Below are 17,980 nucleotides of genomic sequence, written 5' to 3' on the forward strand. Positions count from 1 at the left end.
TCGGCGGTATGCCGGTAGGGTGGTTGCTGCAGGTTTTTGTTTCTGGTTTTGTTTCACACCTCTACTTGTAAACAGAAACCTGCTTTTTGTGTCTTAGGACACGCCGGGGGACTTTCCTAACACGGCCTAGGTTGAATCGCATGCATCACCACGCCACCGAACACACCACCGCGACCACCTCTCGTGCCGCCTTTCGCACGACGACCCTCGCCCTGCTGGCCGCCTGCGGGCTAGCCCTGTCTGCCTGCGAGGATGCCGCCGACCAGGCGGCCGCCACCAGCGCCAGCAGTGCCAGCAGCCCGACATCGGGGGCCGCGTCGACCACCACCTCGGCTGCGGCTGCGGCAGCAGACAACACCGCGACCGCGACAGCGGCGGCGCCGACCACCGCGCACGACGCGGCGGCAGCCGCCACACAGCCTGAGAACACCGCGGCAGCGTCCCGGGCGACGCCCATCGCCGGTGCACCGCCGGGCGCGGTACGGGCGGGCCTGGTGGACGACCCCACCCTGGGGCCGTGCTCAGCCGACGCCATCACGCGGGACGTCGGCATCACCTACAACCTCATGGATGAGCGCTGTAACGGTCAGTGGGCGTTCGCGGCTTATAAGCACCCGACGATCCCGAACCCCGACTCCACGACTCTGTTCCGGTGGTCCGCTGGGCGGTGGAACGTCTACTCACACTTCCCGGCGCACATGTGCCTGCAGGAAGCGATCATCGATGGTGTACCCGAGGAGTACGCCACCGGCATGTTCACCGACTGCGGCTCACGCACGCCCCGCCGGCACCCGGAGGACGACTACGAGCCCGATGAGGTGAAACTGGGCACGAACGGCCAGCCCTGGGGATATGTCGGTTCCTCCGGCATCCCGGGTGCCGTGTGGACCCAGCACCGCGGATACGTCAGCATGAAACACCCGCTGTGCACCAACCAGGAAATCCTCATCGTCGAATCCGTCGTCATGAACGGCAGCGACCCCCAGGTCGCCGTCGCGGAAGCCCTCGACCGGCACCCCGGGGCCGAATACGCCTACCCGGGGTCCTGCTCCTCGCTGCGCAAAGCCGTCGACGACCGGCCGATCTACCCCATCTACTACAACTTCGGCTACAACACCGAAGCCCTGTGCGCGGCGAAAGCCCGCCTCGGCGGCAACGGCCGCGTGCTCAACCACAACTCGGACTTCAGTGACCCCTGCCTGAAGTAGCCGTGCTGCCTGCGGCCGTGGGCGGCAGGCGGGCACCCTTAAGCACACAGGAACGGGCCGTACAGCGGGCCCGCCGTCAAGGGGGTATGCGTGGGGGTAGCGCTCGTGCTCACCCGTAGAATGAGCAGATAACCATACAGGGCCCCGCGTGTGACCACAGCCCTGCCCGACGGCACTTTTCTCGACACTTCTCTCAACTCTCGTTTTTCTCTCCGCGAAGGACAGGCACGACCGTGCATTTCGACATCACCTACACCTACCCCGCCGACATCCAGCGCGTGCTCGCCATGCTCGCTGACAAGGAGTACCGCCGCATCCGCATGGGCAACCACGTGGAATTCGGCGCGTTGACCTCCCACATGGAAGGGGAGGACACCGTCGTCATCTCCGAGATGACTCCCGCCGAGTCGGCCGTGCCTGAATTCGCCCGCAAGATCGTCGCCAAGGGCGCCCGCGTCTTCGTCACGGAGCGGGTCGCTGCCGTCGGCGACAATGCCGGCCGGGTTGTCATGAGCGTGACCGCCAAGGGCGTGCCGGTGAGCGCCGACGTCACCATCAACCTGGAAGGCCACGGTAACTCCACCACCGCCACCGTGGCTGGCTCCTTCGGCATCAACGTTCCCCTCGTGGGCCGCGCGATTGAGAGCAAGCTCAGCCCGCAGCTCAATCGCTGTGGTGTCTACGAGTCCCGCGCAGCACTGACCTACCTGGAGAACCACAAGTAGTCCTCCCTGCTCACCCCCACCCCAGAAGCACGCTGACACGCGCGGCATCCGCTGCGCGTGAACCCCCGGCGCCTTCTGGGGTGCTGTGCGTCTGTGGGGTGTCCGCAGGCGCCCGCGGGGAGGGGTATGTCGGGTGCGCGGAGTAGGGTGGCGGTCAAGACACATGCAGCGCCCATCGACTTCGATGGCTGCTGCCGGGCATGGGAAGGTGGCGGAGGCTGCGATGACAAGAACACGACGGGGGCGCACACCATGGAAGGCGCTCGGCGGGGTGCTGGGCGTGCTGCTGCTCTCGATCGGGGTGACGGGCTACGTCGTGATCCGCCACATGACACCGGCCGCCGAGGAGCAGATCAACTACCGCTTGGAAGACAACACCCGGATGCTGCAGGCCCAGCTGGCGGGTGTGGACCGTCAGGTGCTGCGGTCCTTAGAGCCCGCCATCCTGGAGAAGTCCCTGAGCGAACTTCAAGACTCCGTCGCCCGCGGGGAGCTCACCTACGAGCAGATCATGGGCTTCTACCTCGATCGCATTGCGCGCATCGACCAGACAGAGGGTGGGTTGAATTCTTTCTCCACCCTCAACCCGGAGGCGCTCGCCGAAGCCCGGGCCGCGGATGCGGCGCGCGCCGCCGGCCAGGCCGGGGACTCCCCGCTGTTCGGCCTGGGTGTGGCGGTCAAAGACAACATCAGCACCACCGGCCTGCCGACGACGGCCGGCACGATGGCGTTGGCGGAGTTCACCCCGACGGATGCGCCGCTTGTCGCACAGCTGCGGGCCCGCGGGGCCATCGTGTTGGGTAAGGCGAATATGAGCGAGTGGGCGAACTACATGTCCTCCCGCATGCCCAGCGGCTACTCCAGCTATTCGGGGCAAACGTTCAACCCCTTCGGCCCGGGGGTGATCTCTCCCTCCGGGTCCTCCTCGGGCAGCGCGGTCGCGGTCACGGCGAACCTGGCTCCGGTGGCGTTAGGCACGGAAACCACCGGCAGTCTCGTCTCGCCGGCGGCGGTGAACTCGGTGGTGGGGTTCAAGCCCTCCCACGAGCTCGTCGATGGCCGGGGTGTGGTGCCGTTGGCGCTGTCGCTCGACACCGTGGGCTCCATGGGGCGCAGCGTGGCCGATGCCGCGGCACTCCTGCACGCCGTTGTTCCGGACGGCGCTGCCCCCACCCCGCACTTCGACGCTGCGGCGCTGGCAGGCAGTCGCCTGGGCGTGGTTGCCAGCGGCGACGACGCCGTGGACGCGCAGGTGCGCGCAGCGCTGGAGGCCGCCGGTGCGACGCTCGTCCCGCTGACGATCGACCACACGGGCTTGAACAACCTGGCCGTCATGAACGCCGAGTTCGCGCCCAACTACGCCAGCTTCGCAGCGACCACCCACGCCCCCTTTGCCACCCTGGCTGAGGTCGTGGACTTCAACCGCACCGACCCCCAGCGCTATGCGCGCTACGGGATGAACTTCCTGGAGACCGCCTCCCAGGAGGGCAGCCGTGCCGCCACCCCGGAGACTGTCGCCGACATGCTCGCAGAGGCGGACACCCGCTACGCGGGCATCCTTGCCGATGATGGGCTGGACGCCATCGTGTTCCTCGACAACGAGGAAGCGCTCATCGTGTGCATGGCCGGCGCCCCCGAAATCACTGTGCCGTTTCTGCGTGGCAGTGACGGCACCCCGCGGGGCGTCACTTTCGCGACCGCCCGGGGTGCGGATGCCCGCGCCCTGGAGTTGGCCTACTCCTTCGAGCAGCACACCCACGGCCGCGTCGTACCGGAACTCTGACGCACAACTCATGCACGCTAAGCACCCACCCCGCCGAGGTCCCCGGCAGGGTGGGTGCTCTGCGTGGGGGTGCGTGGCTGGGGTGGGTGCGGTGCCGGGCTGTGGCTGGGTTCTTCGTTAGGAGTCGAGCAGTTCGGCGACACAGTCCGGGTCGCAGTCGCTGAGCAGCGCGCGGCAGCGGTCATACTCGGATGACTCCCCAATGGCCTGGGCGGCGAGTGCGAGCTGCGCAATCGCCTGCAGCACACCCCGGTTGGGGGCGTGGCTGGCCGGCACCGGGCCGAAGCCCTTCCACCCGTTGCCGCGCAGGGCATCCAGGCCCCGGTGGTAGCCGGTGCGGGCATAGGCGTAGGCCTCCACGGGGCGCTGGGCGCGGGCCTGCGCGGCCAGCAGTGCCCACCCCAGGGAACTGGTGGGGTGCTGGGCGACAATCGCGGCGATGGCCTCGACGTCGTCGGCGGGGAGGCCGGCCAACAGGGCTGCGGCGGGGTCCTCGGGCAGGTGGACTGGGGGCGGGGCCAGCATGTCGTTGATCTTCATGCGCACCACCATAACGCCGATTGTCGCCCGCGGGCGGGCCGCGCTGGTGGCCACGGGTGGCTACTTGCACGGGGTACCCCCGCGGCGCCGTCGAAGTCACACCCGAACAGGTCAGTTGGCTGTAGCATGGCCCTACCGCACACGCGCGGGCGCTAGCCGACACCTCACCCATGGGTGCTGTGCGCACATCCCGCGCGCGGGAATTGTTGTTTTTCCCCACCCACAGGAGAACCCCGTGACCCAAGACCCCACCGCTGAGCTCGCAGCCACCCCTGCGGCCCACGCCCACGACGACCAGTCCACCTACACGGTCGCCGACTACCTCTTCGACCGCATCGCGGAGACCGGTATTACCGAGATCTTCGGCGTGCCCGGCGATTTCAACCTGCCCTTCCTCGACAATGTGCTCGCGCACCCGCGTCTGACGTGGGTGGGCAACAACAATGAGCTCAACGCCGGCTACTGCGCCGACGGCTATGCCCGGCTTAAGGGCTTTGCGGCGATGATCACGACCTTCGGGGTGGGGGAGTTGTCCGCCATTAACGCCACCGCCGGCTCCTTCGCGGAGTACGTGCCGGTGCTGCACATTGTGGGCGCCCCGGCGCGGGCGACGCAGGCCTCGGGCCTGAAGGTGCACCACACCTTGGGCGATGGGAAGTTCACCCACTTCTACGACATGGCGCGCCCGGTCACCTGCGCGCAGGCGTGGCTGACGCCGGCGAATGCCGCCCAGGAAATCGACCGGGTCATCACCACCATCCTGGAGCAGCGCCGCCCCGGCTATCTGTTGCTCAGCCCCGATGTGGCGCGGGCACCGATGTATCGGCCGGACGCGCCGCTGCGGGAGGAGGTGCGTTCGGGAACCTCCTCGGCCGCGCTCGCAGCCTTTGAACAGGCCGCCCGGGAGTTCCTCGACGGCCAGGAGATCACCATCCTGGCGGATCTGCTCGTGCATCGCCTGGGTGCGCAGGCGGGCCTGCAGGAGCTGCTGGATGCCACGGATCTGCCCTACGCCACCCTCGCATGGGGCAAGACCCTGGTGGACGAGTCGACGGCGCGCTTCGCCGGCGTGTACGCCGGCGCCGCCTCCGAGGAACGCGCCCGGGCGGCGGTGGAGGACTGCGAGCGTCTTATCACCCTCGGGGTGGAGTTCACCGACAACACCACCGCCGGGTTCAGCATGCAGCTCGACGAGGACCGCATCCTCGCCGTCGACGCCCACCAGGCGACCGTCGGCGGGCGCCCCTTCGCCCCGATCGATCTGCGCGACGCCATCGGGGCCTTGCAGCGCGTCGCCCAGGTGGCATCCCTGCGCCCCCACCCGTTGGCGGCGCCGACGCAGCTCAGCAACCACATCATCGATGAGGATGCGCAGCTCACCCAGGACGACCTGTGGGAAATCCTCGCCGGCTGGCTGCCGAGCGACTCCATCGTCGTCGCCGACCAGGGCACCAGCTTCTTCGGCATGGCGGACCGCACCATGCCCGCAGGCTCCATGTTCATCGGCCAGCCGCTGTGGGGCTCCATCGGCTACACCCTGCCCGCCGCCCTCGGCGCCGGCATCGCCGACCGCAGCCGCCGCAGCATCCTGCTGATCGGCGACGGCTCCGCCCAGCTGACGGTGCAGGAAATCTCCACCATGCTCCGCGAAGGCATCAACCCGCTGCTGGTCGTCATCAACAACAGCGGCTACACCGTGGAGCGCGCCATCCACGGCCCCAACCAGGACTACAACGACATCGCCACCTACTCCTGGCAGGACATCCCCGCCGCCTTCGGCGGCACCGACGACAACTGCCTCGTCACCCGGGCGCACACCCCGCGGGAGCTGCGCCAGGCACTCGCGCAGGCGCGCGAGAACCGCGACAAACTGGTGCTGCTCGAAGTGATGATGGAGCGCGACGACATGCCCCGCCTGCTCACCACCATCACGCAGGCGCTGGCCGAGTCCTCCCGCCGCTAGCCGGCGCAGCCCGCGCCCGGGTTCCACCGCGGAGAATCCCGCCGCGGAGAACCCCCACGATGCCGATGACCCGCAGCCCCCACACAGGGGAGCTGCGGGTCATGCGTCTCAAGAGCGGCCTGCTAGTGCGCGGCCGTGTCCACGCTCGTGATGAGTACCTGCTGGGCGGGCGCACCATCGCTGGCGTTGCCGACAGTGCCCTGGGCGGCGATCTTCTCCACGGTCGCCAGGCCCTCGTTGCTGAGGCTGCCCAGCACCGTGTAATTCGGCGCCAACTTGGAATCCTTGTAGACGATGAAGAACTGGGAGCCGTTGGTATTGCGGCCGGAGTTCGCCATCGCCACCGTGCCGGCGGTGTACAGGCCAGTCGAGTTCGACTGGTTCACCGGGTACTCGTCGTGGAAGCTGAAACCCGGGCCGCCCGCCCCGGAACCGCTGGGGTCGCCGCACTGCAACACGAACAGGCCCTGCTGGGTGAGCCGGTGGCACACCGTGTCGTCGTAGTAGTGCTCCTCGGCGAGGTGGGTGATCGCGTTGACGGCGCAGGGCGCTTTCTTCGGGTCGAGGGTCATCGCAATGTCACCCTGGTTGGTGTGCAGGGTGACATCGACCTGGCTCGTCGGCGCCGTCGCCGACGGCAAGGAGACCTCCCGGGCCGCACGGGAGGTGGGCACGTATTCACAGTTCGTGTCCGCGCTGCTGGGGGAATTGTGCGCCGAGATCTTGTCGGCGACGAAGGAGCAGCCACTGAGGCTGAGCAGGGCGATTCCGGCGGCACCCACTGTTGCCCACCGTGCGTGACGGCGGGGCGTGCGGGAAGAACCGGGGCGGGGGTGCCGGGGAATCTTTAGGAACATAGTCCACTAGTGTAGCGGCAGCGCCGCCGTGTGTAACCCCCGCAGCCTGCGGACACGCGCACCAGCGGGTGAGAAGCGGCGGCCGTGGCAGCCCGCGCACAGGCGGCCGCACCTACCCGCGGGGCGGGCGTGGAGCCGGTCGCATTAGGAGGGGTCGATGTTGTCGTCCGCGCCGCTGCGGTTTTGCACCTCGTACTCCGCCACCCGGGGGTGGGTGAGGCGATCAAGCTGGCTGAACAGCGAGGACTCGGCGCTCACTGCGCGCTTGCCCCGGGCTTTCGGGGCGGCGGTGTCCCGCACCAGGCTGATCGACTGGATGACCAGGGTGTCGGTGTTGTAGCCGATCACCCACGTCGTCTGCAGGGAGACGTTGTCGTGGAACACCACATAGTGCCGGTTGGTGGTCTGGTTGACGAAGGCGGCGTGGGCGGAACCGTAGGCGTCGCGCGCGTAGCGCAGCGTCTGCCCGGGCTGGACGTCCTCGGGGGTTTTCTCCACCCGGATTTCCACCAGCGTGTCCGTGGCGGTGCTGTTCTCCTTGTCGGTGGTGAAGAAGTAGCGGGACCCGCCGTAAGAAAACTCGCGGCGCACCTGGCCGTTTTCCACGTGCACCAGCCGGGAGGCGGTGGGCCAGTCGCTGATCCGCAGGCGGATGTCCTCGAGGTGTTCCCCGATGTGCACCCCGTCGACGATGACCGTGCCGGTGGTGTCCCGCAGCATGCTGGAGCGCGCCACCACGGGGTTCCAGTGCGGCTCCCCCACCCCGGGGGCGACGGCCACGTCGTCGGCGGCACCATAGCTGCCGTCGCTGCTGCCCACACCAAAAAGCAGGGCAACAATCACGAGCACGACGGCGAGTGCCTGCACGAATTGCTGTTCCATGACGGCCGATTCTACCAACTACCCCCACCCCGGGAGGGCTGTTGTCCGCAGGATGCGGCACACACCACCCCCGCCGCGCCGCCCGCGGGCAGGCAACCGGCGGGGGAGGATACTCCCGGGGCAGGCCCCGGGGGTGCACCGACGGCACGAGGGATGGGGGATTGAACGCGCGCGCTTAGGGTGCCGGGTGCACGAGCAGCTCCGGGCGCATGACCGCCGCCACGGGGATGTCGAAGGAGTACAGGGCCCGGCGCACCACCGGCAGCGACAGACCAATCACCCCGGAGGGGTCGCCCTCAATGCGGTCGATGAACCAGCCGCCCATGGCCTCCAGGGTGAAGGCCCCCGCACAGCCCAAGGGCTCCCCGGTGCGGGCGTAGGCCACAATGTCCTTTTCCGGCACGTCGGCAAAAGACAGTGTTGTGGTGGAGGCCTCCACGTACTCCTGGCCCTCAGGGCCGAGGACGCAGTGCCCGCTGACGAGCTGCGCGGTGCGGCCCCGCTGCGCCAACCAGCGGGCCACCGCCACCTCGACGGTGTGGGGCTTGCCCTGCAGCTCACCATCGATGAGCAGCATGGAATCCCCACCGATGACCACTGCCCCGGGGTGGCGGTGCGCCACCGACTGGGCCTTCGCCCGCGCGAGTGCGCACACCCGCTCCTCCGGGGAGCGCTGGGCAAGCTGCTCCAAGAGGGCGTCCTCGTCGACGCCCTCCGGCGGGCAGATCAGCGGCTCGACACCAGCGCTGCGGAGCACACTCACCCGGGAGGGCGAGGAGGATGCGAGCACAATCTGCACCGGCGCGGTGGCGGCCGGCGTGGCGGGCGAGGTGGCAGACGACGAGGTACCTGCGGGCGTGGGGGAGGAGTTCATGCCGGTTATTGTCTCAAACGCGGTTACGGGGCGGGTGCGTCCGCACCCCACCCGAGCCACACCACCGCTAACACCGGCTCCGCCGCACCCGGTGCGTTCGCCGTGGCCGGCCCCAAAAACCAGCGCGCGGTCGTCTCCCCGCCGGCGGCGGACGGTGATGCCGCGGCGCTGAGCAGCCGGGGCGTGCCCGCAGTGCTGAGGAACCCACCGACTCTCTCCACATCAGCACGCCCACCCGCATGCGCGGCCCCCGGCGCCCCCAGAGCTACCTGGGTGCGTTGGGCACCGGTGGCGAACACCTCCTGGGAGCCCGTGGCCACGAGATAGGGCAGGGGCGCGGCAGCGGAGTCTCCCGCCCCGTGCGGGGTACCTCCCGGTGCTGCCGCAGTAACCGTCGGCACGGGCTGCGCGGCCGGAAGAGCGCGTGTCGGCAGGCGAGTGAGAATGCCACGCAACGGATCCGTCATGCACAGCATGGTCTGGCTCTCGGCGTGGGCGTCCGGCAGGCAGGCATAGGCCTCGGCCGCTGGGGTTGCCGACTCGTCGGTGGTTTCTCCGCTGGCACAGACGAGCCAGCCTTCACCAGGGAGGGCCGGTGCCACCGCCGGATCCGGCAGCCCACAACGGGCGCTGACGCCCGCCTCCGCGGGCTGGATCACCCAGCCCGCAGACACCCGCCCATCGCGTGCCACAGGCCGCAGCAGCAGCTGTCGGGTGGGAGGCTGCGTCGCCGCGCCCGGCCCCTGGGGCACCCCGGCATCCTGCCCGGCGGCGAAGACGCGGGCAGTGTCACGCTGCACTCGAGATGGGGCGTAGCCCGCAGCCGGTGAGGCTTCCGGTGCCGGCACTGTGTAGCTGGAGGTGGCCTCCAGGTCGACAGCACTCTCCCGGGCGGCGCGCAAGGCTGCAGCGCTCACCGCCCCCAGCCGATCCTGGTGCGGATTCTGGCCGGGGGTGCGCGGCGTCGCCGCCCCTCGTGTGTCTGTGACCGGGCCGGATGTGGGGGAGTCCTGGTGCGCCGGCGCGCAGCCGGCGAGCAGCACCATGGCACACAGGCTCAATGTTCGTGCGCGCCGGGTGGCGCGGCGGACATCGTGTTGGGTGGTGCGGGCTGTGGTTGCCGCGGGCGGGCGGGGCTGGTGCATGGGGGCCTTCACAACGGGGTGGGCATGCGAAAGCCCTTCCCAGAGTGCCGCAGGCGGGTCCTCGTGCGGGTGAGCCGCACTGCTGCGGGGAGGACCCTATCGGGCGAGGTGGGAAGGGCGGTGACGTCGGCGCGGCGGGGGCGTAGGTGTCCCCGCCGCGGTCGGCGTTTAGTAGAAGCTGACGTTGCGGAACGACGTCGGGTTGTAGGTCACCGGGCGGCGCAGGCGCTCCTCCAGGTTGCCCCACATGTTGCGGTCGCGCTCCGGGGCGGCAGCGCCCGCGGCATTGTTAGCCAACTGGGCGAACACGGCGGTCAGGGTAGCGACCTGCACGTCGTCCGGGTTGCCCTTGAGGACCGTGAGGAACGGTGCCTTGGGCTTGTCTGCCTCGGTGGCGTCAGCCGGGGTGGGGGTGTCGGTCATCGTCGTCTCCCTTCGAAGACTTCAAACAGGTTCGGCGGCGAACTTCTTCGGTCACACGACCCCGCGGCGGGGAGTGTGCGTGTCGCATCTGCGTGCACACTGTACCCCGCGCGGGCGAGGTGGCTTACAGCGGGATGTTGCCGTGCTTCTTCGCGGGAACGTTGACGACCTTGCGGTCGAGGAGGCGGAGGCCTTCGATGATCTGGCCGCGGGTCTCGCTCGGGGGGATGACGGCGTCGACGAAGCCACGCTCGGCGGCCATGTAGGGGTTAACGAGGGTCTCCTCGTACTCCTTCTCGTATTCCTTCATCACGGCGGCAACGTCCTTGCCCTCCGCGGCGGCGGCCTTGAGCTCCTTGCGGTAGATGAAGCCCACGGCGCCTGCGGCACCCATGACGGCGATCTGGGCGGTCGGCCACGCCAGGCAGATGTCGGCGCCCATGTCCTTGGAGCCCATGACGCAGTACGCGCCACCGTAGGACTTGCGGGTGATGACGGTGATCTTGCCGACGGTAGCTTCTGCGTAGGCGAAGAGCAGCTTCGCGCCGCGGCGGATGATGCCGTCGTACTCCTGGCTGGTGCCCGGCAGGAAGCCCGGAACGTCCACGAACTCGATGATCGGGATGTTGAAGGCGTCACAGGTACGGACGAAGCGGGCGGCCTTCTCCGAGGCCTTGATGTCGAGGCAGCCAGCGAACTGCATCGGCTGGTTCGCGACCACACCGACGGAGCGGCCTTCGACGCGGCCGAAGCCACAGATGATGTTCTCCGCGTAGCCCTCCTGGATCTCCAGGAACTCGCCATCGTCGACGACGCGGGTGATGACATCCTTCATGTCGTAGGGCTGGTTCGGGGAATCCGGGATGAGGGTGTCGAGCTCCAGGTCGGACTCGGTGATGTTCTCCTGGATGGAGCCCACCATGATGTCGGCCTCCGCGCGCGGAGCCTCTGCACGGTTGTTGCTCGGCAGGTAGGACACCAGGTCGCGCACCCAGTCCAGGGCATCGGCGTCATCGGCGCCGGTGTAGTGGGAGGTACCCGACATGGACATGTGGGTGCTCGCGCCACCCAGCTCCTCCTGGGTGACCTCCTCGCCGGTGACGGTCTTGATGACGTCGGGGCCGGTGATGAACATCTTCGAGGTCTTGTCGACCATGATGATGAAGTCGGTCAGTGCCGGGGAGTACACGTGGCCACCCGCACACGCGCCCATGATGAGCGAGATCTGCGGGATGACGCCGGAGGCCTGGGTGTTGCGGTAGAAGATCTTGGAGTACAGGCCCAGGGAGACCACGCCCTCCTGGATACGGGCACCCGCACCCTCGTTGATGCCGATCAGCGGAACACCAGTCTTGATGGCCAGGTCCATGATCTTGACGATCTTCTCGCCGTAGACCTCACCAAGAGCACCACCGAAGATGGCGCCGTCCTGGGAGAACACACAGACCTTGCGGCCGTCGATGGTGCCGTAGCCGGTCACCACACCATCGGTGACGGGGCGCTTCGCGTCCAGGCCGAAGTTCTTGGAGCGGTGACGTGCCAGAGCATCAACCTCCACGAAGGAACCCTCGTCGAGGAGGTACTCGATGCGCTCACGGGCGGTCTTCTTCCCGGCGTCGTGCACCTTCGCGATGGAAGCCTCGCCCATCGGGGCTTGGGTCTCCGCGATGCGGGCGCGAAGATCGGCGAGCTTGCCGGCGGTCGTGGTCAAGTCGGGCGCAGCGGCGCCAGTGTTCTGTGCAGCAGTCATGTGGATGAGTTTAAGCGGCAGGGGCGTTTTTCGCAGTCCCTCCGCCGGAAAAGTTTTTGCCAGACACCCCAAATCCACCCCATATGGGGGTAAAAAGACGAATTTTGCCGCCCGTACGCCACACGTTCGGCGGTGGCGGGCAGTGGGCACCCCCGCCCCGGCCATGCCCCCGGACAGTCGTGGACAGCCGCGCCCCGCACGCCCGAACAGCGCATGCAGCCACCCGTGCCCAGCGCCTCGCTCCGGTGCTGCGCGCCCCGGCCACAGCCGCCTCCGCGGTGCGATGTTTCTCACATTTTCGCGCACGAAGTGTCACCCATCCCGCGACCTGCACCACCGCGGAGGCGAGGAGCACAGATTCCCCACCACAGCGATGCCCGCATCGACGCGGCACCCTGGCCGACCCGTGGCCAAGCCACGGGCTATGCTCGCGGGCACCAATGCCGGCACGGCGGGGTGACGATGCCGCCAGGGGATGCGCCACCCGTTCACCTGGTGCACCATCACGTGATACGCCACCCCACGACCATGAAAGAAGAAGCTGACCACCATGCATGACCACAGCGACCACTCCCACGGCGGGCACTCCCACGAGGGCCACTCCTTCGATGCGCAGGCCGCCGAGTGGGATAGCCCTGCCCGCGTGGAACGCGCGCAGGTACTTGCTGATCAGATGGCGGAACATCTCCGTGGCCGGCGAGACGGCAACAGTGCGCTGGCGATCCTCGACGTCGGCTGCGGCACAGGGCTGGTGGCCGACGCGCTGCGCACTGCACTCGGCGACAAGGCGTCGGTCGCGCTCTACGGGGTCGATCCTTCCCCGCAGATGCGGGCCCAGGCCGAACGGCGCGGGCTCACTACAGTCGACAGCCTGCCGACTGCCGCAGGCCAGTGGTCCGCAGCGATGGACGTGGTCGTCAGCTCCCTGGCGTTGCACCACATGAGTGGCTCTTCCGTAATTTTTGGAGTTGCCTAGCCCTCCTCGAACAACGGTTCCCTACCCCATCGGGCCGCCCACCCCCGGGCGCGTCCACGCATGCACGAAGACCCCGCACAGCACACAATAGATAGAAAGCAAAACAACTACGCGGCTATAACGAGGTCTTCAAGCATGCATCCTAGCCTCCAACACCCCAGCACCCCTAAACCTGAGGCAACAGGCACCCCCGACTGCCTGGCCAACCTCATCGAAGCTACCTACGCCGCATACCTCGCGCTCCCCGACATCCCACCAGCAAACGACCTTGACGCACTGTTCGCACTGCCAGATATCGGCCTGACCGCCACCACCGCCCCCGGCGCACTCACAGTCACCGACGGGGTAGCCCTGATCGACTGCCGCACAATCTGCCCCACAGTATGCTGCCCGGCCTGTAAAGGCACACACGCCATCAAACAGGGGTGGACCTACACCACCTTGACCCACATGCCTGCAGGCACCCACCACGTCCGCCTCCGGGTGGCGAAACAACGCCTGAAGTGCACAAACTGTGCAATCAAGTACACCGAAGACATCACCTACGCCCGGTTCCCACACACCCAGGTCACGTTCACCGCAGCGCTGTATATGCTGCACCTGGCAGTCGAGGAACTGTTAAGTTTCCAAGCCATCGCCCGGCACACCGGTGTTGGCTGGAACGCGGTGAACATGATCGTCCTCGGGTTAGGAATGAACCAGCTATCCCACATCGACTGGGACTTATCCAAGGTCACCGCCATCGGCATCGACGAGCACGTCTGCCGCCACTTCCACCCCGCCGGCAACGACACCAACACCGCCAACAGTGGTGGGTTTGAACGCTACGCCACAGTGATCACCGATCTGACCGGCCGTGACGATGACACTCCCAGGCCGCACCGGCTGTTAGCTGTCCTTCATGGGCGCACCTCTGACTGCGTGGCCGCCTGGATCAACGCCCAACACCCAGGCTTTAGCGACCAGATCCGCATTGTCGCCATGGACGGCTCCGCCCCGTACCGCAAGGCAGTCGGTGACTGGCTTGAACGCGCAGAAGTCGTACTCGACCCGTTCCATGTGGTCCGGTACTGCCAAGACGCCGTCGATGAGCAACGCCGGGAATGTGACCGCAAGAAGTTCGGTGGGCGGGCCCGCAAAGGTGATGACACCTGCAATTCTCGCAGGCTGCTGTTTACCCAGGCCGGGCTGCTCACCGATGCGCAGGCGGCCAGACTCGCAGCGATTTTCCAGGTCAAAGGCCGGGTAGAACTCGAAGTCGTCTGGGGGCTTAATCAACGCGTGATGGGCGCCTACAGTGCCGAGGATCCCCAGGTTGGCAAGCAGCAGATGCAACAGGTGTTAGACGTGCTGGCCGGTGGTGTTCCTGCGGGCAGTGTGGGGCTGGAGTATCTGCAGGGCAAGCTGGTCAAACGCACGGAGGAGATCCTGCGGTACTTCGATGTCGGCGGTAAGTCCAACGGGGTGACTGAGGCGTTTAACGGTCGGATGGAGACGATGCGCAGGGTTGCTCAGGGGATCGTGAACTTCGACAACTACACGCGGCGAGCGTTGGTGTTGTTCGGTGGGTTGAGGGGGCGGGTCCGTGTGACGAAGCATCGAAATTACGTTCCCTGCCCGGCGTAGAACTCCAAAAAATCAGGAGGAGCCACATGAGTGACGTTCCGGGCGCTCTCGCCGACTGTGTCGCCACACTGCGCCCCGGTGGGCAGCTGTTCATCATCGACCTCGACCACGGCCAAGAGTTCTTCCACCGCCACGCCCACGACGCCACCCACGCCGACGATCACGATGGAGTGCACCACCACGGCTTCCGCCGGGAGCACATCGCCGACCTGCTCCGCGCGGCCAGCCTCGATGATGTTGCAGTCTCTGACGCCTACACCGGTGTGAAAGACGGCGAAGGGGAGGCCGCCCACGGGGAGCAGCCTGCCGAACCGCAGGAGTACACGCTGTTTCTCGCGCGCGGCGTGAAACCCGCCTAGCTAGCCAAGTGTGCCGGTGGCGTTGGCCGCCTCCAGCTCTGGGGTCGGCCGGGCCTCAGGGGGTAGGTCCATCCAGCAACGCAGCGATCTCATCCAGCTGCTGGAAGATCTTTGTGTAGTGCTGATTGAGGTCCACCGCCCGCGCCATAATGCGGTGCCCAAGAATCTCGACGTCAAGGACGGGTTGCTGCTCGCTCTCTGTCTGCGCGTAGAGCAGCATGCCCATGACCTCATGTCCGCTGGGGCGTTCCGTACTGGCCGCGTGATGCTGAACGTAGGACTGGATTTGATAGAGGTGGCCTGAAATCACCTTGGAGTTTCCGCCCTGGTGCGACTGTGTGGACCTCTTGTAGAACTTCGTGTCGATGATCAGAGTTCGGTGAGATTCATTGGAGCGCAGCACGGCGTCCGTTTTCATCCGAGGCAACATCGTGTTAACCGTGGAAATCTTCTGGCCATCCTTGGAGTGCCAGTCGACGTGAGGTGCATTCACCTCCAGGGTTTCGTGGTGGATCCTGAAATACTTCAGCACGAATTTCTCGAAAATAACGTTCAGTCGTTCCTCGGTGAGGTCCCAATCGAGAGGATGCGTCCCGTCCTCGTCGCGCGGCAGGAACTCATCGATAATCAACTGGCTGATCGCGATGGCGCTCGCTTCTGCCGGGGCGAGCCTGCAGGAGGCAAAGGTGTATTGGCGGGCCTCCCGCACGCTGGGGCAGGACACGTGCGCGAAATACTCCAGGATGCGCCGGATCTGCTTACGGTACGTGTCCTTCACCCGACCGCGCCGAAGCAACAGATTCAGCGCCAGCACGATGATCCGGTGACGCTCGATGTCGACGGTGTACTCGTCGAACTCGCAGACCAAACGCCCGCGCAGCATGGATCGGGCACGAATACTTCCCGCAAGGTCGATGCGGCCACGCGCGCCTGGAATTTCCTCCGAGGTGGGGCGGTAGTCGCGGCTGAGTCCTCGCGCCACCATCTTCCTCGTGTGGTGGAGGAGAAGCTGCGCGAAAATGTCTCCGAGGTGCGTGAATGGTTCTCGGCTGAGCAACTGTGGCATCCCGAACCGTGGCGAATCGGTCGCGTAGGCGACCAGCACGCAGAGGTTGTCGATGCGGATCGGCCCGCTCTTTGTGTTCATGGTCGACACCGCGGAGCTGTCGTCTGTCGAGGAAGCCGCAATCTGTGCCGCGGTCATCGCCTACGAATCCTTGATTGCCGCGCGCAGGCGCTCCGACGCTTCTTCGGCCTTCTTGGGATCGTCAAACCAATACTCGTGGAGGAGCGGTACCAGCTCGTCTTCGACGATTGACACAATCCATCCCTCGATGTCGTCATCTTCGTTGTTGCCGCGGCTTGTGTCGGTCGTGCTGGCGTCGGAACGGCAGAAGAAGCTGTGGCCGATCGCGTACCCCTTGCCGAGGTTCGGATCGTCTGTGATTTCTTGGTTCAACTTCTTGACCTCGTCGACAAGGCGCTCGAGCTGCTCGAAATTTTGGCTCTCGATGTATTCGCCAAACTTGTGGTCATCGAGACGGGGTGCCATCTCGACGTGTCCGAACCTCCTGCGCAGCGCGTAGTCGATGAAGGCCAGGCTGCGGTCGGCGGTGTTCATCATGCCGATGATGTAGAGGTTGCTGGGGACGCTGAAGCTCTCGTCTGCGTCTCCGTACATCAGCGATACTTTTGTATTTTCGCGCTTGTCGGCTTCAATGAGGAGCAATAACTCGCCGAAGATCTTTGAGATGTTGCCGCGATTGATTTCGTCGATAAGGAGGAAAAAATCGCGATCGGTATCTTTTCGCGCCGTTTCGCAGAAGTGAACGAATGGTCCTTTCTGTAGCCTGAAGCCGCCGTCCGGGGTCGGGCGATAGCCCATGACGAAGTCTTCGTAGGAGTAGCTCTGGTGGAACTGCACCATCTTGATGCGTTTCGGGTCCTGGCTTTCCATCATGGCCCAGGCCAGGCGTCGGGCGGTGAAGGTCTTTCCCACGCCGGGCGGGCCCGCGAGAATGATATTTTTCTTGCGACGAAGCAGGCCGCTTACCTTAGTGTAGAAATCCTCATCGACATAGACTTCGTTGAGGAAGGCTTCGGGGTTATAGCTGGTAGATGAAGAATCTTCCGCAGTTGTCAAATTACTGTCCGGTGTGGGCTCACATTCGCAGCGGGTGAGTTCTTTGCAAATCTGAACCTTACTATCATCCGAGATGAGTGTGAGTGTCTTTTGCGGGAAGTGGTACTCGGTGGAAGTCTGTTCTTGATCTAACCTGTGCCAGGTTATGGTGCGACGGTAACGAAAGTCGTCGACTGTGCTGTCATACGTGGCATCTGAAGTGACGACGCCCCAGCCGATCAGGGTTTTTGTTCCTTTTTTAGCGAAGATCACGTCGCCGACGTTCATGACGTGGTGGAACTGCCACAGGGCAAGCTTGCCAGGAGGACCCGGGGAATCGTCGCTTCTGGGTTGATCGGAACTATCGCTGCTGGGATGGTCGAGGAGGGCGTAGAATTTGGCGCGGAGCCTGTCGTATTCTTTCCTTGATTCAGTTCCTTTGGGGCTGGCTGCCGTGGTCAAGTCCCCGAAGTCGCCGAAATCGATGGGGAGAGTCCCTTCGCTGCAAAACTCGTCCCACCGGCTAGCGTTTTGGCCCGGGGAATAAAGCCAGTATCGCCGCATTTTCTCACCATCTCCTGATTCTTGGTTCTCTTGCCGGCAGTGTCAAGTCGCCTAAGCAAGTTGTTCATCGGACAGTAGTTTATTAAAGACCTCCACCGGGGACCATGAATCCAAACACCGCCGGGGACGGATATTGATCTCGTTCGCGATCATGTCCAGCAGCTCCTGATCGGTGGGCAACAC

16 protein-coding genes are annotated in these 17,980 nt (G+C 65.9%); 7 read left to right on the top strand and 9 right to left on the bottom strand.

Annotation, left to right across the window (positions count from 1 at the left end; all coding sequences use genetic code 11):
• Positions 1 to 140 precede the first annotated feature (140 nt).
• From C1Y63_RS11695 to C1Y63_RS11705, 3 genes are all read left to right on the top strand, one after another.
• Complete coding sequence (locus C1Y63_RS11695; RefSeq protein ID WP_158256165.1) at positions 141 to 1,208, top strand: hypothetical protein; 1,068 nt, start codon at positions 141 to 143, stop codon at positions 1,206 to 1,208.
• A gap of 233 nt (positions 1,209 to 1,441) precedes the next feature.
• Complete coding sequence (locus C1Y63_RS11700; protein ID WP_106016634.1) at positions 1,442 to 1,933, top strand: DUF2505 domain-containing protein; 492 nt, start codon at positions 1,442 to 1,444, stop codon at positions 1,931 to 1,933.
• Positions 1,934 to 2,156: 223 nt separating this feature from the next.
• Positions 2,157 to 3,716, top strand: a complete 1,560-nt coding sequence (locus tag C1Y63_RS11705; protein ID WP_158256166.1) for an amidase family protein — start codon at positions 2,157 to 2,159, stop codon at positions 3,714 to 3,716.
• A 117-nt stretch (positions 3,717 to 3,833) separates the two neighbouring features.
• Here C1Y63_RS11705 and C1Y63_RS11710 read toward each other — a convergent pair whose 3' ends face one another.
• Positions 3,834 to 4,256, bottom strand: coding sequence for a DUF3151 domain-containing protein (locus C1Y63_RS11710; RefSeq protein WP_106016636.1), 423 nt, complete (start codon positions 4,254 to 4,256; stop codon positions 3,834 to 3,836).
• A gap of 235 nt (positions 4,257 to 4,491) precedes the next feature.
• Between C1Y63_RS11710 and C1Y63_RS11715 the strand changes: the two genes are divergently transcribed.
• Positions 4,492 to 6,219 (top strand): alpha-keto acid decarboxylase family protein, encoded by a 1,728-nt coding sequence (locus C1Y63_RS11715; protein ID WP_255414105.1) that lies wholly within the window; start codon positions 4,492 to 4,494, stop codon positions 6,217 to 6,219.
• Between the two features lie 122 nt (positions 6,220 to 6,341).
• Here the strand turns inward: C1Y63_RS11715 and C1Y63_RS11720 are convergent, their stop codons facing one another.
• The 6 genes from C1Y63_RS11720 to C1Y63_RS11745 all read right to left on the bottom strand — a co-directional run bounded on the left by C1Y63_RS11720 (position 6,342) and on the right by C1Y63_RS11745 (position 12,150).
• Positions 6,342 to 7,076, bottom strand: a complete 735-nt coding sequence (locus tag C1Y63_RS11720; RefSeq protein WP_106016638.1) for a peptidylprolyl isomerase — start codon at positions 7,074 to 7,076, stop codon at positions 6,342 to 6,344.
• Between the two features lie 144 nt (positions 7,077 to 7,220).
• A complete protein-coding gene (locus C1Y63_RS11725; RefSeq protein WP_106016639.1) occupies positions 7,221 to 7,958 on the bottom strand; it encodes a hypothetical protein in 738 nt (245 codons plus the stop codon).
• Positions 7,959 to 8,133: 175 nt separating this feature from the next.
• Complete coding sequence (locus C1Y63_RS11730; protein WP_106016647.1) at positions 8,134 to 8,757, bottom strand: nucleoside triphosphate pyrophosphatase; 624 nt, start codon at positions 8,755 to 8,757, stop codon at positions 8,134 to 8,136.
• Between the two features lie 98 nt (positions 8,758 to 8,855).
• A complete protein-coding gene (locus tag C1Y63_RS11735) occupies positions 8,856 to 9,977 on the bottom strand; it encodes a hypothetical protein (RefSeq protein WP_146128955.1) in 1,122 nt (373 codons plus the stop codon).
• Between the two features lie 168 nt (positions 9,978 to 10,145).
• Positions 10,146 to 10,400 carry an acyl-CoA carboxylase subunit epsilon gene (locus C1Y63_RS11740; protein ID WP_106016641.1) on the bottom strand — a complete coding sequence of 85 codons (255 nt, stop codon included), beginning with the start codon at positions 10,398 to 10,400 and terminating at the stop codon, positions 10,146 to 10,148.
• Positions 10,401 to 10,524: 124 nt separating this feature from the next.
• Positions 10,525 to 12,150 (bottom strand): acyl-CoA carboxylase subunit beta, encoded by a 1,626-nt coding sequence (locus C1Y63_RS11745; RefSeq protein ID WP_106016642.1) that lies wholly within the window; start codon positions 12,148 to 12,150, stop codon positions 10,525 to 10,527.
• A 550-nt stretch (positions 12,151 to 12,700) separates the two neighbouring features.
• Between C1Y63_RS11745 and C1Y63_RS11750 the strand changes: the two genes are divergently transcribed.
• From C1Y63_RS11750 to C1Y63_RS11760, 3 genes are all read left to right on the top strand, one after another.
• The gene (locus tag C1Y63_RS11750) at positions 12,701 to 13,126 is read left to right on the top strand and encodes a class I SAM-dependent methyltransferase (protein WP_199189116.1); all 426 of its coding nucleotides are present in this window, start codon (positions 12,701 to 12,703) and stop codon (positions 13,124 to 13,126) included.
• 135 nt (positions 13,127 to 13,261) lie between these two features.
• The gene (locus C1Y63_RS11755; RefSeq protein WP_158256167.1) at positions 13,262 to 14,752 is read left to right on the top strand and encodes an ISL3 family transposase; all 1,491 of its coding nucleotides are present in this window, start codon (positions 13,262 to 13,264) and stop codon (positions 14,750 to 14,752) included.
• A 26-nt stretch (positions 14,753 to 14,778) separates the two neighbouring features.
• Entirely contained in the window at positions 14,779 to 15,111 is a 333-nt protein-coding gene (locus C1Y63_RS11760; RefSeq protein WP_106016644.1) for a hypothetical protein, read from the top strand.
• A 55-nt stretch (positions 15,112 to 15,166) separates the two neighbouring features.
• Here C1Y63_RS11760 and C1Y63_RS11765 read toward each other — a convergent pair whose 3' ends face one another.
• The gene (locus C1Y63_RS11765) at positions 15,167 to 16,315 is read right to left on the bottom strand and encodes a hypothetical protein (protein WP_106016645.1); all 1,149 of its coding nucleotides are present in this window, start codon (positions 16,313 to 16,315) and stop codon (positions 15,167 to 15,169) included.
• A 3-nt stretch (positions 16,316 to 16,318) separates the two neighbouring features.
• Positions 16,319 to 17,695 (bottom strand): AAA family ATPase, encoded by a 1,377-nt coding sequence (locus C1Y63_RS11770; protein ID WP_233195707.1) that lies wholly within the window; start codon positions 17,693 to 17,695, stop codon positions 16,319 to 16,321.
• Positions 17,696 to 17,980 lie beyond the last annotated feature (285 nt).

Source organism: Corynebacterium sp. 13CS0277 (genome assembly GCF_002994655.1).
In the GTDB taxonomy this organism is placed as follows: Bacteria; Actinomycetota; Actinomycetes; order Mycobacteriales; family Mycobacteriaceae; genus Corynebacterium.